The sequence below is a fragment of the Sphingopyxis sp. J-6 genome (assembly GCF_046603995.1).
Taxonomy (GTDB): Bacteria; Pseudomonadota; Alphaproteobacteria; order Sphingomonadales; family Sphingomonadaceae; genus Sphingopyxis.
This window is the reverse complement of record NZ_CP145810.1, coordinates 2,977,480-2,999,155: the sequence shown is the minus strand read 5'-3', so window position 1 is coordinate 2,999,155 and position 21,676 is coordinate 2,977,480. Positions and strand designations below refer to the sequence as shown.

Sequence of the window (21,676 nt, the reverse complement as noted above, 5' to 3'; positions counted from 1 at the left end):
TCGGCGTCAGCCGAGGACTTTTGCAAGCGCGCTTTGCCACCCGGCAAGGCGCGTTTTGCGTTTTGCGGCATCGAGCGCGGGGGTGAAGCGCGTCGCGGTGCCGCGCATCGCGGCCGTCGCGCTCGCGAGGTCGGGATAAATTCCGGCGCCGGTCGCCGCGAGCATAGCGGCGCCCAGCGCCGTGCTCTCGACGAAGCCCGGCCGCTCGACCACCAGATCGAGCATGTCGGCCAGATCCTGTGCCATCCAGTCGTTCGCGGCCATGCCGCCGTCTATACGCAGTTCGGCCCAGTCGACCCCGTCGGCGGCAAAAGCCGATTTGAGGTCGTGGGCCTGATAGGTCTGCGCCTCGAGCGCGGCGCGTGCGACATGCGCCTTACTGCTGGCGAAACTCAGCCCTGATATCGCGCCCAGCGCATCGGGGCGCCAGTGCGGGGCGCCAAGGCCGGTCAGGGCAGGGACCAGATAGACCCCGCCATTGTCGTCGATCGACCGCGCCAGCCCCTCGCTTTCACCCGCGCTGGCGAGCAGGCCAAGCCCGTCGCGGAGCCATTTGATCAGGCTGCCGGCGACGAACACCGATCCTTCGAGGGCGTAGGAACGGACGTCGCCTTCCTGCACCAGCACCGTCGCGAGCAGGCGGTTGTTCGAGTGCGGCCGTTCGGTGCCGCTCGCCGACAGGATGAAGGCCCCGGTTCCAAAGGTGGCTTTGGTCTGCCCGGGCGCGAGGCACGCCTGCCCGATCGTCGCCGCCTGCTGGTCGCCCGCCATTCCCGTGATCGGGATCGCGCCGCCGAACAGCGCGGGGTCGGTCGTGCCGACCGTCGCGGTGCAGCCGGCAATCTCGGGCAGCCGCCGCATCGGAACGCCAAGCAGGTCGCAAAGACCGGCGTCCCAGCCGCCATTCCCGTTGATGTCCATCAACAGGGTCCGCGACGCATTGCTTGCGTCGGTGACATGCACCCCGCCGGTCAGCCGGTAGACGAGATAGGATTCGATCGTGCCCACCGCGAGCCGTTCGCCTGCTTCTTCAAGCTGCGGCCAGTGCTTCAGTGCCCAGCCGATCTTGCTGCCGGAAAAATAGGGGTCGAGCAGGAGGCCGCTTTTTTCCTGCACAGCCTTTTCATGCCCCGCGTCCTTGAGCGCGGCACAGTCGGCGGCGGTGCGGCGGTCCTGCCAGACGATCGCGGGCGCGAGCGGTTCGCCGGTTTTGCGGTCCCAGAAGACGACCGTTTCGCGTTGGTTCGTGATGCCGATCGCCGCCACTGCCGCCGCACCACCCGCCTGCGCGATCATCTCGCGCGTGCAGGCGAGCGTCGCCTCCCATATTTCGGCGGCATCATGCTCGACGCGGCCGGGCGCCGGATAATATTGCCGGAACTCGCGCTGGGCACTGCCGAGCGGGGTGCCGTCGGCGGCGAAAAGCATCGTGCGGGTCGAGGTGGTGCCCTCGTCGATGACGATGATCTTCTCGGCCATGCTGCCCTCCCTTTCTTCGTGTTTCGGCAAACTCAGCACGAACGGAGAAGGGGGGCAATCCCGCCCAGCGCAATAATCTTGCAATTTCGCGCAACCCGTGCCATATGATGGTGCAGCGCAGCATGGCGGACCGATCCGCCGCAACCACCGGCAGCGTGATTTTCCCGCCCGTTTCAGGCGCGGGACGAGCCGGACCAGCGCTTTGTCCCCAGAGGCACCCTTTCACGCGGGTCGTTTCGAACCCGCGGCCGTGCGCCGTCCGTTCGATGCGAACGGACGCTGTGCGCGTCGCCCATTGTGAGTAGAATATGACGACTTTTAACGACTTTGGCCTGCACGCCGACATCAATCGCGCACTCGCCGCCAAGGATTATACCCAACCGACCCCGATCCAGACGCAGGCGATCCCGCCGCTGATGAAGGGCCGCGACCTGTGCGGCATCGCGCAGACCGGTACCGGCAAGACCGCTGGCTTCTCGCTGCCCTCGATCCATCACCTGCTGACCTATCCGCATCGCGCCAATCCGCGCAGCTGCCGGATGCTGGTGCTCGCCCCGACGCGCGAGCTCGCGGCGCAGATCGCGCAGAGCTGCCGCGACTATGGCCGCTTCACCAAATTGTCGGTGACGACGGTGTTCGGTGGCGTGCCGATCAACAAGCAGATTCGCGACCTGTCGAGCGGCGTCGATATTCTCGTCGCCACTCCCGGCCGCCTGCTCGACCTGATCGACCAGCGCGCGCTGCGTCTCGACGACGTCGAAATCTTCGTCCTCGACGAAGCCGACCAGATGATGGACATGGGTTTCATCCACTCGCTGCGCCGTATCGCCAAACTGCTGCCGTCGCGCCGCCAGAACCTGTTCTTCTCGGCGACGATGCCGAAGGAAATCGCCGGGCTTGCCGACCAGTTCCTCAACGATCCGGTCACCGTGTCGGTGACGCCCGCCGCGACGACCGTCGAAAAGATCAGCCAATATTCGACCTTCGTCGAACAGAAGGAAAAGCAGGCGCTGCTCCATTCGGTCATTGCCAGCGAAGATATCGACCGCGCCCTGATCTTCACCCGCACCAAGCATGGCGCCGACCGCGTCGTGCGCCATCTCGCGGGCGCGAAGATCAAGGCGATGGCGATCCACGGCAACAAGAGCCAGTCGCAGCGCACCCAAGCACTGCAGGCGTTCCGATCGGGCGATATCAAGCTGCTCGTCGCGACCGACATCGCGGCGCGCGGCATCGACGTGTCGGGGGTCAGCCATGTGATCAACTTCGAGATCCCGAACGTACCCGAACAATATGTCCACCGCATCGGCCGCACCGCGCGCGCCGGCGCCGAGGGCAAGGCGATCAGCTTTATCGCGCCCGATGAGCGCCCGTACATGCGCGACATCGAACGCGTCACGCGGAGCAAGTCTGAACCGATGCCGCTGCCCGAGAATTTCAACGAGCTGGTGCGCAACCTGCCGAAGCCGGCGCAGCCGCCGCGCGACACCGGCAGCCAGGGCCGCAACCCGCAACGCCAACGCGAGGACGCGCTGCGCCAGCGCGACGGCGGCCAGCCGCGCGGCGAACGCGGCCCACGCCGCGAGGGCACAGCGACGGCCGACGGCCAGCCGCAGCGCAAGCGCCGCTTCCGGCCCCGCAACAAGAGCGTCGGTGCGCACAAGGGCGCGGTGAAGCGCGTCGGCTGATCGGCCGAATTGGTGCGAGGGCGGCTTGGACGCCCTCGCATCCTGCATCTGGCCCATTGACGCCGAGTCCGCACCGTCTACCTTCCCGCCACCAACGACAGGAAGGGGCAGGGGATGATGAACGGCGAGGCGGCAGTAGCGGCCGGCACCCGGCAGAGCGAGCGCAAGGTCATCCTTGCGTCGTCGCTCGGCACGGTGTTCGAATGGTATGATTTCTACCTCTACGGCCTGCTCGCGACGATCATCTCGGCGCAATTCTTCTCGGGCGTCAACGAAACCACGGGCTTCATCTTTGCGCTCGCGGCCTTTGCCGCGGGTTTTGCCGTGCGCCCGTTCGGGGCGCTCGTCTTCGGCCGCATCGGCGATCTGGTCGGCCGCAAGAACACCTTCCTCGTCACCATGGGCCTCATGGGGGTTTCGACCTTCCTTGTCGGCGTGCTGCCCAGCTATGCGTCGATCGGTGTCGCGGCGCCGATCCTGCTCGTGCTGCTGCGCCTCGTCCAGGGGCTCGCGCTCGGCGGCGAATATGGCGGCGCCGCGACCTATGTCGCCGAACATGCGCCCGAGGGTAAACGCGGCCTGTTCACCAGTTTCATCCAGACCACCGCGACGCTGGGCCTGTTCGCGGCGCTCGGCGTCGTCATCGCGATCCGCTCGGCGATCGGTGAAGAGGCGTTCGCCGACTGGGGTTGGCGCCTGCCGTTCCTGATCTCGGTGATCCTGCTCGGCGTCTCGTTGTGGATTCGCCTCCAGCTCGAGGAGAGCCCGGTCTTCAAGCAGATGAAGGAAGAAGGCACGACGTCGAAGGCGCCGCTGACCGAAGCCTTCGGCCGCTGGACAAACCTCAAATGGGTGATCGTCGCGCTGTTCGGGGCGGTCGCGGGGCAGGCGGTCGTCTGGTATTCGGGGCAATTCTATGCGCTCTTCTTCCTCGAAAAGACGCTGAAGGTCGACGGCGCGACCGCGAACATATTGATCGCGATTGCGCTGGCGCTCGGCACGCCCTTCTTCATCTTTTTCGGCTGGCTCAGCGACAAGGTCGGACGCAAACCGATCATCCTTGCGGGCTGCGCGCTCGCCGCAATCACCTATTTCCCGGCCTTCCAGATGCTGACCGCCGCCGCCAACCCGGCGATGGCGAAGGCACAGACGCGCGCCGCGGTGTCGGTCACCGCTGATCCCGGTGCCTGCGCGTTCCAGTTCGATCCGGTGGGCAAGGAGAAGTTCGAAAGCACCGGCTGCGACATCGCCAAATCGGCGCTGGCCAAGGCGGGGGTCAGCTACACAAGCCATACACGCGCCCGTGTGGCGGGGCAGCCGGCGCAGGTGCGGATCGGCGAGCGGATGCTGATCGCGCCCGAACCATGGCGCCTCGCCGAAAGCGAACGCGCCGGCGCGATCGAAGTCTTCCGCGAGGAGCTGGCTGCCGCGACGGCGGCGGCGGGTTATCCCGCCGCCGCCGATCCGAAGGCGATCAACAAGCCGCTGGTGGTTGCGATCCTCTTCTACCTCGTGCTGCTCGTCACGATGGTCTACGGCCCGATCGCGGCGCTGCTGGTCGAACTGTTCCCCAGCAGGATCCGCTATACCGCCATGTCGCTGCCCTATCACATCGGCAACGGCTGGTTCGGTGGCTTCCTGCCGACCACGGCCTTCGCGATGGTCGCGGCGACCGGCAATATCTACTACGGCCTCTGGTATCCGGTGGTCGTCGCGGTGATCACGGTGATCGTCGGCCTGCTGTTCCTCCCGGAAACCTTCCGCCGCTCAATCCATCAATAGCGTCGGAAACGGACCACGGACGTTGACGGCCGGCGCGCCGCGCGGCTAGGTTTGCATCGGGTCGTTGGGGGACGATGACGCGATGATCGACCAGGACGAGTTTGAGCCGCTGCCGCCGCGGCGCCCTTTGCTTCGCCGCAAGCGGGTGCTCATCCCGCTCGGCCTGCTTGTTGCGCTCGTCATCCTTTTCCTGATGCTGCGGACCCCCGACACCGACCGCGACGAAATGATCGCCAAATATGGCGGCGACACCTCCGAATTTGCCGCAGGACCGGCGGGGCAGCGCATCCATTATCGCGATCAGGGACCGCGCGGCGCACCCGTCGTCGTCCTGCTCCACGGATCGAACAGCAGCCTCCACACCTGGGAGCCGCTCGTCCAGCGGCTCGGCGACCGCTATCGCATCGTCACGCTCGATCTGCCGGGGCACGGGCTGACCGGCGGCACGCCCGATCGCGATTACAGCGCCGATGGCATGATCGCCGCGGTCGATGTCGTCGCGGCGAAGCTCGGGCTCGATCATTTCACCCTCGGCGGCAATTCGATGGGTGGCTGGGTGGCGTGGCGCTATGCGCTCGCCGAACCGGCGCGGATCGACGCGCTGCTGCTGCTCGACGCCGCCGGTATGCCGCCGCGCAAGGGCGACAAGCCGCCGCCGTCGAACATCGGCTTCCGCATCCTCAAATATCCCGCCGGGCGCTGGCTCGCCGGACAGATTACGCCGCGCGCGCTGGTCGAAAGCTCGCTGCGCGGGTCGGTCGAACGGCAGGACATCGTCGACGATGCGATGGTCGATCGTTACTGGCAATTGCTGCGCTTCCCCGGCAACCGCGAGGCGACGTCGCTGCGCGCGACGCTGGACCGCGAACCCGCGATGGCCGACCGCATCGGCGACATCAAGGTTCCGACCCTGATCCTCTTCGGCAAACAGGACCGGCTGATCAACCCGAGCGCGGCGCAGACCTTCCACGAACGCATCGCGGGGTCGGAGGTCGTGCTGCTCGACGATATTGGGCATCTGCCGATGGAGGAAGCGCCCGATGCGACCGCCAACGCGATCGCCGACTTCCTCAGGCGGCGGCTTGCTGCCCCGAATGCGGCTGCTGCGCGGGCTGCTGATCCAGAAACACGCTGATCCGCTCGGCCGTCGCGGCGGCGTGGGTAAAGGGGAAGAGGTGCGATCCCGGCACCACCTCGAGCAGCGCACCGTCGACCAGTTCGGCGATCGCCTGTCCATGGCACGCGGGGACGACGCCGTCGCGTTCGCCCATCAGGACCAGCACCGGCACGTTCCTGAGCTGCGGCAACATCGCCGCGCTGGTCCAGCCGGCCATCGCCATCGTCTGGTAAGCGAGGCCGAGCGGGGTCGCGGTCGGCAGCTTGAGCCCGCTCGCAAGCATGTCTTCGTCGAGCAACGCCGCCCAGCCGATCCCGGGCGCGGTCACCGTCGGGGTCGTCGCCATCAGGACAAGGCGGCGGACCCGGCTGGGAAACTGGATCGCCACCTGTTGCGCCAGCGCGCCGCCCCAACTGAAGCCGGCGACGTCGAGCGTCTTGTGCCCCAGCCGGCCGGCGATCTCCATGACCACCGCCGCGATCGTCGGGGCGCCATAGGGCAGCAGCGCGTCGGGCGATCCACCGACGCCGGGCATGTCGAGCGTCCACACCTCGCGTCCCGCAATCTGCGCGAGCAGGGGGGCCGCCGCGGCGATATCGGCGCCGATGCCGTTCAGGAACAACAAGGGCGTGCCCGCCTCGCCGACGTGCCAGCGCGCGACGCGCAGCGTCATGCCATAGACATGTTCCATGCTGATGGCGGGGCGCCCGCTGATCCTCGTCATGGCGCCCGCCTTGGCATGTTTCGGTTACGGGGGAAAGGCCGTCAGGCCGGCGTGTCGCTTTGCGCCGCCGCCTTTGCGGCCTGCTCGTAGCGGAGGCAGTCGAAAATCTTGGCCCCGGCAAGGAAAACCGCGCCGCTGCACGCCGCCATCAACAGCTTGCCGCCGAACCCCGGGAACTGGTCGAGATAGGCATGGCCCCGCGCCATCGCGCCGAGCGCGAGCGCATAGATGATGAGGCACGCCTCGAACCGGGTCTTGATGACGAACAGGCGTCCGATTTTCTTCAGCATTGCCATATCCTAGGCAAGAGCCATGCCAGTGGCGCAAAAGCGCGATTCGCTGCGCCGCGCTTATGGTAAACTGTAAGTTAATCCGACAGGCGAGGGAATACTTACCGGTGCGAGGCTGGAAAAATGCTCATTGCTCGTTAAGCGGTCGCACCGCATCACCGGCCCGGCGCGATGCCTTCGCCAGGGAGAGGTCCATGCGAAACCACCTTGTCCATCTGTTTCTGTTGTCGGCGCTTGCCGGCGTCGCGACCCCGGCATTCGCGTGCCGGGTCCATGATCCCGCTGAAATGGCCGATCTGGCGGAAGCGGACGTCGTTCTGTGGGGCCGCATCTCGAACTATGCCATCGTCCCGAACGAACGAAATCCGGGTAGGCACGCCCGTTTCGACATATTGGTCGACGATGTGTTGAAAGGCACGGCGACCGATCGGGTCACCGCGACCTGGGACAATTCCACCTTCGGCCTGCCGGAAGCGATGCCGGCCGGTCCGTTCCTGATCGCCTTGCGCCATCCGGGCTCGGACGCCATTTCGGGCAACGCGGCGCGCGGCGTTTTCACCGTTTTGCAGCGTCCGTGTGCCGAAGCCTTCCTGTTTGCCAAGGGCAGCGCTCAAGCCGCCGCGGCCGCGAAAAGTATCGGCCGCTGACGACGGTTGGCGCTGCGCTCAGGCCGCCTTCTTCACCTGCCGGTATTTATGGAGCAGCGGCTCGGTGTAACCCGACGGCTGCGTGACGCCCTCGAAGATCAGCGCGCGCGCCGCCTGCCAGGCGATCCCGTCGGGCGACAGCTTCTCGTACAGCGGGTCGCCCGCATTTTGCGCATCGACCTTTGCCGCCATGCGCGCCAGCGCGGCATCGACCTGCGCTTCGCTGCACACGCCGTGGAGCAGCCAGTTGGCGAGCGCCTGCGACGAAATGCGCAGCGTGGCGCGGTCTTCCATCAGGCCGACATCGTCGATGTCGGGCACCTTCGAGCAGCCGACGCCCTGATCGATCCAGCGCACGACATAGCCGAGGATGCCCTGGCAATTATTGTCGAGTTCGCGCGCGATTTCCGCCTCGCTCCAGTTCCGCCCGGTGGCGACGGGGATATTGAGCAACCGGTCGAGCGACGGCACCGCCTCGCCGGCGATTTCCTTCTGCCGCTCGAACACGTCGACCGCGTGATAGTGCAGCGCGTGCAGCGTCGCGGCGGTCGGCGACGGCACCCACGCGGTGTTCGCGCCCGACTTGGGATGGCCGACCTTCGCATCGAGCATCGCCTTCATCAGGTCGGGCATCGCCCACATGCCCTTGCCGATCTGCGCCTTGCCCGACAGGCCGCAGGCGAGACCGATGCGAACGTTGCGATCTTCGTAGCTCGCAATCCAGTCGCTCGCCTTCATTTCGCCCTTCGGAATCATCGGGCCCGCGCGCATCGAGGTGTGGATCTCGTCGCCGGTGCGGTCGAGGAAGCCGGTGTTGATGAAGACGATACGGTCCTTCACCGCGTGGATGCAGGCGGCGAGGTTCGCGCTGGTGCGGCGCTCCTCGTCCATCACGCCCACCTTGATCGTGTGGCGCGCGAGGCCGAGCATATCCTCGACTGCGTCGAACAGCCGGTCGGTGAAACCGCATTCTTCGGGGCCGTGCTGTTTGGGCTTCACGATATAGATGCTGCCCGCGCGGCTGTTCGTCAGGCTGCCGAGTCCCTTGAGGTCGTGGAGCGAGCAAAGGCTGGTGATCACCGCGTCGCACAGCCCCTCGGGCGCTTCGGCGCCGTTCGGCAGCTTGATCATCGGCGTCGTCATCAGATGGCCGACGTTGCGGACGAACATCACGCTGCGGCCGGGCAGGGTGAGAGCTGTGCCATCCGGCGCAGTCCACGCGCGGTCGGGCTCCATCGCGCGGGTGACGGTCGTGCCGCCCTTGGCGAAGCTTTCGGTGAGGTCGCCGCGCATCAGCCCGAGCCAGTTGGTATAGCCGAGCACCTTGTCCTCGCCATCGACCGCGGCGACCGAGTCCTCGAGGTCGATGATCGTCGTCAGCGCCGCTTCGAGGAGGACGTCGGCGATGCCGGCGGGGTCGGTCTTGCCGATCGCGCTGGCGGGATCGATCACCAGTTCGATGTGCAGGCCATTGTGGCGGAGCAGGATGCCGCCGGGCTTGCTGCCGACAAGCTGTGACGGGTCGGCCAGTGCCGGCTCGCCGCCCTGCCAGTCGGCCCAGCTTCCCGACGCCAGCGGCACCGTTTCGTCTAGGAAGGCCTTCGCCCGCGCGATTACCGCCGCGCCGCGTTCCGCGTCATAACCGCCGGGCTTGGCGGGCGGCGCGTCGAGCGCGTCGGTGCCGTAGAAGGCGTCATAAAGGCTGCCCCAGCGGGCATTGGCGGCGTTGAGCGCGAAGCGCGCGTTGAGCGCCGGCACCACAAGCTGCGGTCCCGCCATCGTCGCGATTTCGGGGTCGACATTCGCCGTGCCGACCTGAAACGGCGCGGGTTCGGGGACGAGATAACCGATCTCGCGCAGGAAGGCCTGATAGGCCGCCGGGTCGTGCGCCTGCCCCTCGCGCCCCTGGTGCCACGCATCGATCTGCGCCTGCAAATCTTCGCGCTTTTGTAGCAGCGCCGCATTTTCGGGCGCGAATGTGCCGAGCAGCGCCGCGAAGCCGCTCCAGAAAGCGGCCGCGTCGAGCTCCGTACCGGGAAGCGCCCGCTGCTCGACGAAATCGATCAGGCGCGAATCGACGGACAAACCACTGCGATCAAGAAAATCAGTCATGAAACACCCTTTGGTCGGCGCGCCGCGCCAGTGAACCCGGGGAGGAAAGGGCCGCTGCCCTATGCCGTGATCGGCGAGCGTTGGCAACCGCCTGCCGTCATGCGACAGCCATTAGGGTCAGGACCCATTAATTGCACGTTCGAGGCGTCGAAATGGCGAAGATATCGGGCCTGAGTGGGCGCAGCGGGTAGCATCGCTACCCGCAAGGCCGCGCGGGCCTGAGATCGAAGCCATTTCGGCGTCCCTGCGGGATTTGACCGATTTTGCCCATTGCTTCGTCGAAAAGTCTTGAAATATCGACATATTCCTGCGCCTTTTCTCCTCGCACTGAGCAAAATCGCTTCAAACCTCGAACGCGGAATTAATGGGTCCTGACCCTACGGGTTCGGCGCGGCCGCGTCGTCATCGGGTTGGACAGCAATTGGAGCAGGGGATGCGGATCATGGTGCGGCATATGGCGATGTTGGTGGCCCTCCTTCTTTCGGCCGCGACGGCATTCGCACAGACGTCCCGGACGAAGGTCGCGATTCTCGGCGTCGACCACGCCGCACAGCTGGTGTCCGAAAAGGACCAGCCGGCGATGCTCGCCGCCTATCTGACGCTGGTGAAGCCGACGGCGATCTGCATCGAGCGTCCGCCCGCGCCGGCGGCGCGCGGCGACTTTTACGAATATACCTATGAGGTCCAGGGTGTGATCCTGCCTTTTGCGAAAACGCATCCAACCGCGCTGTGCCCGATCGACTGGATGCCGCCGATCGAGGATCAGAAGCTGGGCTTCGGCCTCGATGTCGAAACTCCGCCCGAAATTCGCAAGGCGCAGGGGTTTCAGGGCTTTCTCACTTTCCCCGACAAGAAGGTGCTGGCGTGGGATTTCTTTTCTGCCGAAGATCCGAAGACGGTCGAAGCGCAGCAGCAATGGGCGCGCGAGCCCGCGCCGCGCGCCGATCGCGACCTGCCGCGCCGCCTCTATCTCTATCGCACCTTCATGCAGGCGCAGAATATCCGCGCTGCCGCTCGCGCGCATCGCGGTGAGACGTTGCTCGTCGTTGTCGGCTATTTCCACAAGCCCGATATCGAGGCGATCCTGAAGCATGATGCCGACATCGAACTGGTGTCGCCCGCCAGCTTCGGCCGGCCGACACCGGAACAGGTCCGTGAAGCGACGACCGACGAACAGCGCGCCGCCATCCTCGCCTTCAACCTGCTCGGCATGCAGGCGGCGACCGGCAATGTCGACTGGGGCTGGATCGAACGCGTGCTCGGCGATTTCGCGGCAGGGAAGAATAAGGGCGAGGCCGAATTGTTCCGGACGCGGCATGCGGTGCTGACGGGCAAGCTTTCGCCAGCCGAGGCCGCGCGGCGCTATACGGCGATCGCCGACGATCCGGCCGCCGCCGTTCCCTTCACCTGGAACGGGGTGCAGGACAGGACGCGGATCGATTCCTTCTTCGATCCGTTCGGCAACCTCGACGTCCGCGCCCGCGCCCGGATCGAACTAGCGCGCAGCCTGTTGGCGCAAGGGAAGGACAAGGCGGCCACACAGGAACTCGACCGCGTCGCCGCCGACCTGTCGCCGCGGATGGCGTTTCAGCTAAAGGGCTATACCGCGCTGCTAAGGCCATCTGCCCGATAAGGCGGCGAGGCCGAAATCGCCGGTGGAATCTTCCAGACGGCCACCTATAGGACGGGGATGACACCCCGCGAACTCATCGACACCGCAAATGTCCCCGGCGGCGAACAGTTGCGCCTGTACCGGCGCGGCGGGGATTTCATCATCGCGATCGGCGGCAACGAGTTGATGAACAGCCGGATGAGCGGGTCCGAGGAAGCGCTTGCCGAGATGAGCTGCGACCGCTTGCGCAGCGATGCCGCTCCGCACCTGCTGATCGGCGGTTACGGGATGGGCTTCACCTTGCGTGCAGCGCTGGCCCGGCTTGGTCCGGACGCCCATGTGACCGTTGCCGAACTGGTACCGGAGATCATCGACTGGGCACGCGGGCCGATGGCGGCGCTGACCGCCGGTGGGCTCGACGACCCGCGCGTCGAGTTGCGGCTGGCCGATGTTTCGGGGGTGATCGGGGGTGCGGTTAGGCAATATGACGCGATCCTGCTCGACGTCGACAATGGCCCCGACGGGCTGACCCGCGAAGGGAACGACCGCATCTATTCGATGGGCGGGCTCGCCCGCGCCAAAGCGGCGCTCCGTCCCGGCGGAATCTTGGCGGTCTGGTCGGCGGCCCCCGATGCCCGGTTTACGCGCCGGCTGAAGGATTCGGGCTTTGCGGTCGAGGAAGTGACCGTCCGTGCGCGGGCGAGCGGCAAGGGGCCGCGCCACCTGATCTGGTTCGCGCGCACCGCCTGACCGGTTACGCTGGAAACCATCGGCAGCGGCGAGGGGGGTCGCAAAGCGCCCTCGGGCTAGCTATAGGCGGTGGATGACCAGCCTCACCGCCAGTGAAAGCGCGACGCTCGAACGCGCCGCCGATGCCCCGATGCTGGCGCAGGTCGAACAATGGGCCGCGGTGAACAGCGGCACCGGCAATCTCGCGGGCCTCAGTACGGTCGCCGGACTGCTCGCCGATGCCTTTGCCGCCTTGCCGGGCGAGGTCCGGCTCGTCGCACCCGAGCCGGTCGAAAATGTCGACGCCGCAGGCCATGTGAAGACGATCCAGCGCGGCGACCATCTGCATGTCCGCGTCCGCCCCGAAGCGCCGGTGCAATTGCTGCTGACCGGCCATATGGACACGGTGTTTGCTGCCGATCATCCGTTCCAGTCGCTGCGCTGGCTGGAAGACGGTGTGCTGAACGGCCCCGGTACCGCCGACATGAAGGCAGGGATTTCGGTTATCCTTGCCGCGCTCGGCGCACTCGAAGCCTCGCCCTTCGCCGCACGCGTCGGCTATGACGTGATGATCAACAGCGACGAGGAAACCGGCAGCCACGCCTCGGCGGCGCTGATCGCCGAGCTGGCGCAGGGCAAGACCGCGGCGCTTACCTACGAACCCGCGCTCCCCGACGGCACGCTCGCGGGCGCGCGGCCGGGAAGCGGCAATTTCTCGATCCTCATTCACGGCCGTTCGGCGCACGCGGGGCGCAATCCCGAGGAGGGGCGTAACGCACTGATCGCCGCGGCCGATCTTGCACTGCGATTGAACGCACTGAAATCGGTGGAGCTCAAGGTCAATCCGGCGAAGATCGACGGCGGCGGCCCGAACAATGTCGTGCCCGATCAGGCGATTTTGCGTGTGAACATGCGGCCGTCGACGCCCGATGCCATGGCGGCGGCCGAGGCGGCGCTCCGCGATGCGGTCGCGGCGGTGTCGCGCGAGCACGACGTTCATTGCCACCTTCACGGCAATTTCAACCGCCCGCCCAAGCCGCTCGACCCGGCCGCCACGCGGCTGTTCGAACTGGTCCGCGACTGCGGCGCCGCGCTCGGCCTGCCGTCGATCGGCTGGAATGCGACCGGCGGCGTTTGCGACGGCAATAATATCGCGGCGTGCGGGATTCCGGTGGTCGATACGATGGGGCCGCGCGGCGGCGCGATTCATTCACCGGACGAATTTCTGATCGTCGACAGCCTTGCCGAACGCGCGCAACTGTCGGCGCTCACCATGATGAGAATAGCGGAACGGGGGACTGTGTGAACTATGTGATCCGGGCGGCCAAGCCGGGCGATTTGCAGAGCATTTACGAGATGGCGAAGCTGACCGGCGGCGGCTTTACCAACCTCCCCCCCGACAAGAAGGCGCTTCGCGCCAAGCTCGAGCGCGCCGAGGCGGGGTTCAATTCCGACAAGGAATATCCCGCCGACGAACTGTATCTGATGGTGCTCGAGGATCTCGACAGTGGCGAGGTGCGCGGCACGTGCCAGATTTTCGGGCAGGTCGGCCAGCGCTGGCCGTTTTACAGCTATCGCATCGGGACCGACAGCAAGCATAGCGAACAGCTGGGTCGCACCTTCCATGCGCAGGTGCTGATGCTGAGCAACGACCTCAACGGCGCGAGCGAGGTTGGCGGCCTGTTCCTGCACCCCGCGGCACGCGCCGGGGGCCTTGGGCTGTTGCTTGCCCGCTCGCGCTACCTGTTCATCGCCTGCCATCGCGCGCGCTTCGGCGACCGCATCCTCGCCGAACTGCGCGGGGTAATCGACGAAGCCGGCGGCTCGCCCTTCTGGGACGGGGTCGCGGGCAAGTTCTTCGGGATGAATTTCCAGGAAGCCGACCAGTTCAACGCCGTCCACGGCAACCAGTTCATCGCCGACCTGATGCCCAAGCATCCCGTCTATATCGCGATGCTCGGCGAACATGCGCGCAGCGTCATCGGCGTGCCGCATCCGACCGGCCGTGCCGCGATGCGGATGCTGGAGAACGAGGGCTTCGCGTTCGAAAATTATGTCGACATCTTCGACGGCGGTCCGACGATGACCGCGCGCACCGACCAGGTGGCGAGCATCCGCAACGCAAGACATGTCGAGGTGACGGGGATTGCCCCCATCGACGAAGGTGCCGGCGAGGATGCGTTGATCGCGACCGGCCGCCTCGCCGGTTTCCGCTGCTGCTTCGGAAAGGTCGGCACCGACGGGACGATCGATGCCGAGGCGGCGCGTATATTGGGCGTCGGCAAGGGCGACGCGATCAGCTGGATCGGACGCTGAGCCATGACGACCGAAATCAATTTCGACGGCATCATCGGCCCGACGCATAATTATGCCGGCCTCAGCCGCGGCAATATCGCGTCGGCCAGTAATGCCGGCGACGTGTCGCAGCCGCGCGCGGCGGCACTGCAGGGCATCGACAAGATGCGCCACAACCTCGCGCTCGGGTTGCCGCAGGGCTTTTTCGTGCCGCTCGATCGCCCCGACGCGGCCTGGCTCGAAACGCTCGCGACCACGCTCGATGCCGCCGAGCCGCACCTGCGTGCACAGGCGTGGTCGGCATCGTCGATGTGGGCGGCGAACGCCGCGACCGTTTCGCCCGCCGCCGACAGCGGGGACGGCAAATGCCATCTGACCGTCGCGAACCTCGTCACCATGCCGCACCGCAGCCACGAATGGCAGGGCACGCTGGCGCAGCTTCGCCTTGCCTTCGCGGACCCCGCCTTTGCGGTTCACGCGCCCGTGCCCGCTCCCTTCGGCGACGAGGGCGCCGCGAATCACATGCGGCTTTGCGACGGCCACGCGTCGGCGGGGGTCGAGATTTTCGTCTATGGGCTAAGCGGCGGACGCTTTCCGGCGCGCCAGCATCTCGATGCCTCGAAAGCGATCGCGCGGCGGCACCGGCTCGATCCGGCGCGGACTTTGTTCATCCGTCAGTCGGACACCGCGATCCAGGGCGGCGCCTTCCATAACGACGTTGTCGCGGTCGCGAACGAACGCGTCCTCTTCACCCACGAAACCGCGTTCGAGGATCGCGAAGACGCACATGCGCAGATCCGCGCCGCCTTTCCCGAGGTCGAAATCGTCGAGGTCCCGGCGAATGCCGTGAGCCTGCCCGACGCGATCAAATCCTATCTGTTCAATGCGCAGCTCGTCAGCCTGCCGGATGGCGCGGGCATGGGGCTGGTGCTGCCGACCGAAGCGCGCGAAACGCCGTCGGTGTGGAATTGGCTGGAGGCGCATGTCGCGGGCAACGGGCCGATCCGCAAGCTGTTCCCGGTCGACGTCCGCCAGTCGATGGCGAACGGCGGCGGTCCCGCCTGCCTGCGCCTGCGGGTCGTTGCCGATCCGGGGGCGGTCGATCCGCGCTTCATGGCTGACGAGGCGAAGCTCGACCGGATCGCCGACGTCATCGCGGGCCATTGGCCCGAAGCGATTTCCGCCGCCGACCTCGGCTCGCCGGGTCTCGCCGCCGACGTGCGCCGCGCGCGGACCGCGTTGCTGGAGACGCTGGGGCTGAACGAACTGGCGTGACCGGTTTCGGCCGAAGGCGGCACTTTCATACGCTTTTATCTCGTCATTCCGCGAAGGCGGGAATCCCGCCTTTTCCTTTGATCATCGTTCAGCGGGATCCCCGCCTTCGCGGGGATGACGAAAGTGTGTGAAGCAACGTCCGCTCCCCACCCCAGAGCAGACACATATCCGCCTTCCGAACGCTTGTGCGACATCAAAGAATAGGATAGGGGGGTATGATATGGGCCACACATCCACAAACCCCGAACTGCTTGCCCGCGTCCGCCGCATCGCCGGCCAGGTCGGCGCGGTCGAGAAGGCGATCGTCGCGGGCGAACCCTGCGCCACCGTCCTGCACCGCGTCGCCGCGGTGCGCGGCGCGGTCAACGGCCTGCTCGACGAGGTGATCGCCGAACATCTCGAGTCGCATGTTGCGGCACCGGATCTCGCCGCTGCGGAGCGCAAGGCGGGGGCTGACGAATTGCTGGCGGTCATCCGCCGTTATTCCAAATAGGGGGCGGGCGATGTCGACGACCGAATCCGCGGCGACGCAGCCGCTGCACGACTTCCTCGGCTCCGCGCACGACGAAAATGCCAAGCGCACCCTGTGGGTCGTCGCGCTGACCGCGGTGATGATGGTCGGCGAGATTGCGGCCGGTTACTGGACCGGCTCGATGGCGCTGCTGGCCGATGGTTTCCATATGGCGACCCACGCCGGCGCGCTCGGGCTCGCGGCGCTCGCCTATCGTTATGCCAAACGGCACCGGCACGATCCGCGGTTCAGCTTCGGGACGGGCAAGGTCGGCGACCTTACCGCTTTTGCTTCGGCGGTGATTCTCGGCATCTTCTCGGTCGGGATCGCCTTTGAATCTGTCCTGCGACTGGTCGATCCGGTGCGTGTGGATTTTGCGAGCGCGACGCTGGTCGCGGTGCTCGGCCTCGCGGTCAATATCGTCAGTGCGCTGTTGCTGATGGCCGGGCATCATCACGGTCATGACCACGGCCACGATCATGGTGACGATCACGGCCATCGTCATGATCGCACGCACGGCCACGACAACAATCTTCGCTCGGCTTATTTCCACGTTCTCGCCGATGCGCTGACGTCGGTGCTTGCGATCGCGGCGCTGCTCGCGGGCCGCTATCTCGGGCTGGGGTGGATGGACCCGGCAATGGGGATCGTCGGCGCGCTGGTGATCGCCCGCTGGTCGTGGGGTCTGATGCGCGACACGGCCGCGATATTGCTCGACGAGACCGACGACCGGCTGGTGGCAGAACTGCGCAACCGGATCGCTGCGATCGACGGCCTGCGCGTCGCCGACCTGCACGTCTGGCGCGTCGGCCCCGAGGCGCGCGCCGCGATCGTCGAGGTCGAGGGCGCTTTATCGGCGGCCGAGCTTCGCGCCCGGCTCGGCGACCTCGGTTCGATCGCGCATCTGACGATCGCGGTGCGCTGACAGGCGGCGGGGACGGGACGATGGATCTTGGCATCGACGGAAAGATCGCGTTGGTCGCAGGCGCGGGGCGCGACCTCGGCCGGGCGGCCGCGCTCGGGCTCGCACGCGAGGGCGCGCATCTGCTGCTCGGCGGGCGCAGCGCCGACAGCCTTGAGGAAACCGCGGCGATGGTCCGCGACGCGGGCGGCAAGGCCACCGTCCATGCCTTCGACGCGGCGGATGCGGACAGCGTTGCCGCGGCGGTCGGCGCGATGCTCGAACGGCACGGCCGGATCGACCTGTTCGCGAACACCGTCGGGCCCTTTCCGGCGCGCGAAGCCGATGCCGCGCCGCCCTATGGCAGCGACGCGTCGTGGATCGCAGCCTTCGAGGGGATTTTCCTGACCGCCGCGCGGCTCAATCGGGCGGTGATCCCGGCGATGAAGGCGGCGGGACAGGGGGCGGTGGTCAATGTGCTGGCCAATTCGGTGCGCCATTACAGCGAAAGCACCGCGCAATATGGCGCGATGAAGGCGGCGCTCGCGCATCTCGTCAAGAATCTCGCGCGCGACGTTGCGGGCAGCGGCGTGCGCGTCAACGCTGTGTTGCCGGGGTGGATCCGCACCGCGCGGCTCGACGCTGCGATCGCCGACGAGGCCGTGGCGGCGGGCGTGCCGCCGCGCGAGATCGAGCGGCGGATGATGGCCGGGCATGGCGCGGCCTTCTGGGGGCAGCGCATGGGCGAACCCGGCGAATATGCCGACGCCATCGTCTTCCTGCTTTCTGCGCGCGCGAGCTATATCAACGGCGCGCTCGTTCCGGTGGATGGAGGCAGCCAGATCGCGTAAGACGGTCCCCGAAACAGGGGGCAGCGGCGATGACGGCACCGTTTAATTTCGGGCAACTCAGATTTCTGAAGGCGCTCACCGAGGCGTTGTTTCACGACGCCGATATGGTGATTTCGGCCGATCAGGTCGTCGCCAACATCTGCGACCTGTTTGCCAAGGTCGGCGGCACCAAGCTCGACGAAATCCGCCTGTCGCTGACCGCGACCGAGCTCGTGCTCGGCGGCCCCTTCTTCACCGAAGACGATATCGCAGGACGCGCGGAGAAGGTCAGGGACCGATTACAGAACAGCCAGATCGACCTGTTTCAGGACATGGCCCGGCTGCGCGGCATCGTCTACGCCTGCTATTACGGCCATTGGCAGCCGGGGCTCGAACCCGGCGATCAGGATGCGAATGCGGCGAACCCGGTGCATCGCCAGATCGGCTTCACCCTGCCCAAATTCCGCCAGCGCGGCGCGGGCGAGATGCCAATCGAAGCCGTGCACGGGCGCGAGATCGATCCGGCGCATATCCTCGATGCCGATACGCTCGGCGACGAATATGACGTGATCGTTCTCGGGTCGGGCGCCGGCGGCGGGGTCGCGGCGTTCAACATCGCGGCCCAGGGGTACAAGGTGCTGGTCGTCGAGGCGGGCCCTTTCTACCCCAGCCACGCGATCACCCATCACGAACTCGACATGGTCGCCAGCCTTTACAAGCATGGCGCGCTGCAGACCTCGACCAACCGCGATTTCGTGGTTTTTCAGGGGCGCTGCGTCGGCGGATCGTCGACGATCAACAACGGGATATGTCTGCGCGTCAACGAGCCGGGGCGCACCCACCCCGACGCGCTCGACGTGCTGGCGAAATGGGCGAGCATCGGGGCGCCGGTGGACGCCGCGGCCTTCCACGCCAGCTATGACGCGGTACAGGCAAAGCTCGGCATCGCGAAGATCGAACCGCGCAGCGGGCGGCACAACGGCCCGCACCTGCTGAACGGCTGGGCCGCCTATGCTGCCGCCTCTTCGGACCCGCGCGAGCAGCGCGCGGTCGCCGATTGGTTCGCGAAGAATTTCGGACCGCCCTTCACGCCGACCGCCTGCGCCTATTGCGGCTATTGCAATTCGGGCTGCGCCTATGGCCGCCGGATGGGGATCGCGCAGACCTATCTGCCTGAGGCGTGCCGCGATCACGGCGCGCGCATCCTGCCGGGGACAAAGGCCGAGCGGATCGTCTGGCAGACCGCGATCGACGGGCGGCGCGAGGCCGAGGCGGTGAAGCTGATCCTCCCCGACGGGTCGCAGCGGCTCGTCCGCGCGCGCGTCGGGGTGGTCGTCGCGTGCGGGACGATCGCTTCGTCGAAGCTGCTCGACCGCAGCGATATCGACGGCACCGGCTATCAGGTCTCGCTGAACGTCGCTTCGCCGGTCGTCGCCTTGATGCCCGACGGCGTCGGCGGCGATGCATGGGACGAGGACCAGATGGCGAGCTATGTCGACTGCGGTGATTTTCTGCTCGAAAGCCATTTTCAGCCGCCGATGTCGATGGCGTCGCTGATGCCCGGCTGGTTCGCCGATCATGCGGCGCGGATGCAGAATTTCGGCCGCGTCCATTCGGCGGGCATATTGTTTCCTGCCGACCGGCGCGGGCGGGTGAAGGACGACAAGCTCGAATTCCGGCTCGATACGACCGACGACCTGCCGGTGCTGCGCCGCGCGATGGCGACATTGACCAAGGTGCATTTCGCCGCCGGCGCGATCGAATGCTATCCGGCGGTGGCGAGCGGGCGAAAGGTGACGGCGGATATGGATATCGACGCCTTCTTCGCGCGCGAGATCCGCGAGCAGGACGATATCACCCTGTCGAGCAGCCACCCGCACGGCGGCAATGCGATCAACGAGAACCCGCAATATGGCGTTGTCGATCCCCGATGCCGGGTCCACGGGACGACCAATGTCCTCGTCACCGACGCCAGCGTTTTCCCGAGCTGCATTCGCGTCAATGCGCAGTGGACGACGATGGCGATGGCGCAATATGCGACCGGGCGGAGCGATCCCTTCGGATGAGATTCTCTGTCATTGCGAGCGGAGCGAAGCAATCTCCAGCCATCGGCCACGGTTCGACGGATGAGAGCTGGAGATTGCCGCGTCGCCTTCGGCTCCTCGCAATGACGTCGCTTTTGTTCGAAGGAGTAAGCGGGTAAGCGCGGCCGATTATGTCATACACCGTCGCCGCCCTTTATCGTTTCGCGCCGTTCGACGACGCCGCAGCGCTGCGCCAGCCGTTGCTCGACCTCTGCGCTACGCATGACGTCAAGGGCACGCTGCTGTTGGCGCGCGAAGGTATCAACGGCACGATCGCGGCCAGCGCGGAAGGAATAGCCGCGGTGATCGCCCATATCCGGGCACTGCCGGATTGCGCCAGCCTCGACGTCAAATATTCTTCGGCCGCCGCGATGCCCTTCCAGCGCATGAAGGTCCGGCTGAAGAAGGAAATCGTGACGATGAAGGTGCCCGGGCTCGACCCCGCACGCAATGCGGCGCCCTATGTCGATCCCGCCGACTGGAACGCGCTGGTCGACGATCCCGATACGGTGCTGATCGACACGCGCAACGGGTTCGAGGTCGGCTACGGCAGCTTTTCCGGCGCGGTCGACCCGCAGACCGGAAGCTTCGGCGATTTCCCGGACTGGTGGCGTGCCCATGCTGCCGAGTTCGCGGGCAAGCGCATTGCGATGTTCTGTACCGGCGGTATCCGCTGCGAGAAATCGACGGCATTCCTCCGCAGCGAGGGCGTCGATGACGTCGTCCACCTGAAGGGCGGCATTCTCGCCTATCTCGAACAGGTCCCCGAGACCGAGAGCCGATGGCACGGGAGCTGTTTCGTCTTCGACGAACGGGTGAGCGTCGGACACGGCCTCGTCGAGGTCGGCGAGAAGGAGGAGCCGGTCCCTTGACCGAGCGCGCGGGAAAAATCAGCCTTCCCGCGAGAGAAAACCCTCTGCCATGAGCCGAAAGGCGCCGACGGCCCTGGGCAGGACCGATTGCGGATCGTCGCTGGCCGCGACCCACAGGGCGGCATTCAGCGCCGCACCGCAGAGGAGGCGTGAGGCGGCTTCGATATCGACGCTCTTCATGACAGCGCCGGTAATCAGTTTTTCGACGACCTGCTTCGTTGCCTCCAGACAGGCGTTCTGGCTGGGCCAGTGCGACGGGTCACCAAGGAAGGCGGGGCCGTCGAGAAGCACGATCCGTCGGACCTCGGGGTCAAGCGCCATCGCGATATAGGCTTCGCCTTCGGCGAGGAGCCGCTCCCAGTCATCGCCCGCATCGGCGCTGGCGGCCCGGGCTCGCGCCGCCATTTCGCCATCGACTTCTGCCACGACCGCCGCGAGCAGCCCCTTCTTGTCGCCGAAATTAGGGTATAGCGCGCCGCGTGTCAGACCGACGGATGCGGTCATCTCGTCCATCGACGACGCAGCGAAGCCTTCGGACGCAAAGGCTTTGCGTCCGGCGGCAATCAGTTTGCCGCGGTTTTCTTTCATTGTTTCAGCCCGGCGCCGCGCAGCCATGATGGACTCCATTTCAAATACGCAGCGTATGTCACTTGAACGCCGCCAGAGGAATTCTATATACGTCCCGTATATGAAAAATATGCAATCGACATTCAACCCCCCTTGGCATC

19 protein-coding genes are annotated in these 21,676 nt (G+C 66.3%); 14 read left to right on the top strand and 5 right to left on the bottom strand.

What is annotated here, in order from left to right; all coding sequences use genetic code 11:
* Window positions 1-6: 6 nt before the first annotated feature.
* The gene (locus V6U71_RS14535) at window positions 7-1,479 is read right to left on the bottom strand and encodes a glycerol kinase (protein ID WP_411339126.1); all 1,473 of its coding nucleotides are present in this window, start codon (window positions 1,477-1,479) and stop codon (window positions 7-9) included.
* A 308-nt stretch (window positions 1,480-1,787) separates the two neighbouring features.
* On the opposite strand from V6U71_RS14535, the gene V6U71_RS14530 reads away from it, so the two are divergent.
* From V6U71_RS14530 to V6U71_RS14520, 3 genes are all read left to right on the top strand, one after another.
* Window positions 1,788-3,167 carry a DEAD/DEAH box helicase gene (locus tag V6U71_RS14530; RefSeq protein ID WP_411339125.1) on the top strand — a complete coding sequence of 460 codons (1,380 nt, stop codon included), beginning with the start codon at window positions 1,788-1,790 and terminating at the stop codon, window positions 3,165-3,167.
* A 114-nt stretch (window positions 3,168-3,281) separates the two neighbouring features.
* Entirely contained in the window at window positions 3,282-4,949 is a 1,668-nt protein-coding gene (locus V6U71_RS14525) for an MFS transporter (protein ID WP_411339124.1), read from the top strand.
* An 82-nt stretch (window positions 4,950-5,031) separates the two neighbouring features.
* A complete protein-coding gene (locus tag V6U71_RS14520; protein ID WP_411339123.1) occupies window positions 5,032-6,084 on the top strand; it encodes an alpha/beta fold hydrolase in 1,053 nt (350 codons plus the stop codon).
* On the opposite strand, the gene V6U71_RS14515 is transcribed toward V6U71_RS14520, so the two are convergent.
* Together V6U71_RS14515 and V6U71_RS14510 are read right to left on the bottom strand one after the other, a co-directional pair.
* Complete coding sequence (locus V6U71_RS14515; protein ID WP_411339122.1) at window positions 6,020-6,790, bottom strand: alpha/beta fold hydrolase; 771 nt, start codon at window positions 6,788-6,790, stop codon at window positions 6,020-6,022. The two genes, V6U71_RS14520 and V6U71_RS14515, sit on opposite strands and share 65 nt — an antisense overlap.
* Window positions 6,791-6,831: 41 nt before the next feature.
* Entirely contained in the window at window positions 6,832-7,080 is a 249-nt protein-coding gene (locus tag V6U71_RS14510) for a hypothetical protein (RefSeq protein ID WP_411339121.1), read from the bottom strand.
* Window positions 7,081-7,367: 287 nt separating this feature from the next.
* Here V6U71_RS14510 and V6U71_RS14505 point away from each other — a divergent pair, with 287 nt between their 5' ends.
* The gene (locus tag V6U71_RS14505; RefSeq protein WP_411339120.1) at window positions 7,368-7,727 is read left to right on the top strand and encodes a hypothetical protein; all 360 of its coding nucleotides are present in this window, start codon (window positions 7,368-7,370) and stop codon (window positions 7,725-7,727) included.
* Window positions 7,728-7,745: 18 nt separating this feature from the next.
* Here V6U71_RS14505 and V6U71_RS14500 read toward each other — a convergent pair whose 3' ends face one another.
* Entirely contained in the window at window positions 7,746-9,839 is a 2,094-nt protein-coding gene (locus tag V6U71_RS14500; RefSeq protein ID WP_411339119.1) for a malate synthase G, read from the bottom strand.
* Between the two features lie 466 nt (window positions 9,840-10,305).
* Here V6U71_RS14500 and V6U71_RS14495 point away from each other — a divergent pair, with 466 nt between their 5' ends.
* The 10 genes from V6U71_RS14495 (at window position 10,306) to V6U71_RS14450 (ending at window position 20,948) form a co-directional block, all read left to right on the top strand.
* Window positions 10,306-11,472, top strand: coding sequence for a hypothetical protein (locus V6U71_RS14495; RefSeq protein ID WP_411339118.1), 1,167 nt, complete (start codon window positions 10,306-10,308; stop codon window positions 11,470-11,472).
* A 57-nt stretch (window positions 11,473-11,529) separates the two neighbouring features.
* On the top strand, window positions 11,530-12,201 hold the full coding sequence (locus V6U71_RS14490; RefSeq protein WP_411339117.1) for a spermidine synthase: 672 nt from the start codon (window positions 11,530-11,532) through the stop codon (window positions 12,199-12,201).
* Between the two features lie 73 nt (window positions 12,202-12,274).
* A complete protein-coding gene (locus tag V6U71_RS14485) occupies window positions 12,275-13,486 on the top strand; it encodes a hydrolase (RefSeq protein WP_411339116.1) in 1,212 nt (403 codons plus the stop codon).
* On the top strand, window positions 13,483-14,496 hold the full coding sequence (locus V6U71_RS14480; protein WP_411339115.1) for an arginine N-succinyltransferase: 1,014 nt from the start codon (window positions 13,483-13,485) through the stop codon (window positions 14,494-14,496). Before V6U71_RS14485 ends, V6U71_RS14480 begins: the two co-directional genes overlap by 4 nt.
* A gap of 3 nt (window positions 14,497-14,499) precedes the next feature.
* Entirely contained in the window at window positions 14,500-15,750 is a 1,251-nt protein-coding gene (locus V6U71_RS14475; protein ID WP_411339114.1) for an N-succinylarginine dihydrolase, read from the top strand.
* Between the two features lie 220 nt (window positions 15,751-15,970).
* Window positions 15,971-16,243: a metal/formaldehyde-sensitive transcriptional repressor gene (locus V6U71_RS14470; RefSeq protein WP_411339112.1), complete on the top strand. Its 273-nt coding sequence runs from the start codon at window positions 15,971-15,973 to the stop codon at window positions 16,241-16,243.
* A 10-nt stretch (window positions 16,244-16,253) separates the two neighbouring features.
* Window positions 16,254-17,186: a CDF family Co(II)/Ni(II) efflux transporter DmeF gene (gene dmeF / locus V6U71_RS14465; RefSeq protein ID WP_411339111.1), complete on the top strand. Its 933-nt coding sequence runs from the start codon at window positions 16,254-16,256 to the stop codon at window positions 17,184-17,186.
* 20 nt (window positions 17,187-17,206) lie between these two features.
* Window positions 17,207-18,013: an SDR family NAD(P)-dependent oxidoreductase gene (locus tag V6U71_RS14460; RefSeq protein ID WP_411339110.1), complete on the top strand. Its 807-nt coding sequence runs from the start codon at window positions 17,207-17,209 to the stop codon at window positions 18,011-18,013.
* Between the two features lie 29 nt (window positions 18,014-18,042).
* Window positions 18,043-20,058: a GMC family oxidoreductase N-terminal domain-containing protein gene (locus tag V6U71_RS14455; RefSeq protein WP_411339109.1), complete on the top strand. Its 2,016-nt coding sequence runs from the start codon at window positions 18,043-18,045 to the stop codon at window positions 20,056-20,058.
* Between the two features lie 149 nt (window positions 20,059-20,207).
* Entirely contained in the window at window positions 20,208-20,948 is a 741-nt protein-coding gene (locus V6U71_RS14450) for a rhodanese-related sulfurtransferase (RefSeq protein ID WP_411339108.1), read from the top strand.
* Between the two features lie 18 nt (window positions 20,949-20,966).
* On the opposite strand, the gene V6U71_RS14445 is transcribed toward V6U71_RS14450, so the two are convergent.
* On the bottom strand, window positions 20,967-21,563 hold the full coding sequence (locus tag V6U71_RS14445) for a TetR/AcrR family transcriptional regulator (RefSeq protein WP_411339107.1): 597 nt from the start codon (window positions 21,561-21,563) through the stop codon (window positions 20,967-20,969).
* Window positions 21,564-21,676: the final 113 nt, after the last annotated feature.

Coding starts and splice junctions, on each gene's coding strand:
- V6U71_RS14475 (WP_411339114.1), top strand. CDS start 14,500: ATGACGACCGAAATCAATTTCGACGGCATCATCGGCCCGACGCATAAT.
- V6U71_RS14490 (WP_411339117.1), top strand. CDS start 11,530: ATGACACCCCGCGAACTCATCGACACCGCAAATGTCCCCGGCGGCGAA.
- V6U71_RS14470 (WP_411339112.1), top strand. CDS start 15,971: ATGGGCCACACATCCACAAACCCCGAACTGCTTGCCCGCGTCCGCCGC.
- V6U71_RS14530 (WP_411339125.1), top strand. CDS start 1,788: ATGACGACTTTTAACGACTTTGGCCTGCACGCCGACATCAATCGCGCA.
- V6U71_RS14515 (WP_411339122.1), bottom strand. CDS start 6,790: ATGACGAGGATCAGCGGGCGCCCCGCCATCAGCATGGAACATGTCTAT.
- V6U71_RS14510 (WP_411339121.1), bottom strand. CDS start 7,080: ATGCTGAAGAAAATCGGACGCCTGTTCGTCATCAAGACCCGGTTCGAG.
- V6U71_RS14460 (WP_411339110.1), top strand. CDS start 17,207: ATGGATCTTGGCATCGACGGAAAGATCGCGTTGGTCGCAGGCGCGGGG.
- V6U71_RS14455 (WP_411339109.1), top strand. CDS start 18,043: ATGACGGCACCGTTTAATTTCGGGCAACTCAGATTTCTGAAGGCGCTC.
- V6U71_RS14505 (WP_411339120.1), top strand. CDS start 7,368: ATGGCCGATCTGGCGGAAGCGGACGTCGTTCTGTGGGGCCGCATCTCG.
- V6U71_RS14525 (WP_411339124.1), top strand. CDS start 3,282: ATGATGAACGGCGAGGCGGCAGTAGCGGCCGGCACCCGGCAGAGCGAG.
- V6U71_RS14535 (WP_411339126.1), bottom strand. CDS start 1,479: ATGGCCGAGAAGATCATCGTCATCGACGAGGGCACCACCTCGACCCGC.
- V6U71_RS14445 (WP_411339107.1), bottom strand. CDS start 21,563: ATGGCTGCGCGGCGCCGGGCTGAAACAATGAAAGAAAACCGCGGCAAA.
- dmeF (WP_411339111.1), top strand. CDS start 16,254: ATGTCGACGACCGAATCCGCGGCGACGCAGCCGCTGCACGACTTCCTC.
- V6U71_RS14450 (WP_411339108.1), top strand. CDS start 20,208: ATGTCATACACCGTCGCCGCCCTTTATCGTTTCGCGCCGTTCGACGAC.
- V6U71_RS14500 (WP_411339119.1), bottom strand. CDS start 9,839: ATGACTGATTTTCTTGATCGCAGTGGTTTGTCCGTCGATTCGCGCCTG.
- V6U71_RS14520 (WP_411339123.1), top strand. CDS start 5,032: ATGATCGACCAGGACGAGTTTGAGCCGCTGCCGCCGCGGCGCCCTTTG.
- V6U71_RS14485 (WP_411339116.1), top strand. CDS start 12,275: ATGACCAGCCTCACCGCCAGTGAAAGCGCGACGCTCGAACGCGCCGCC.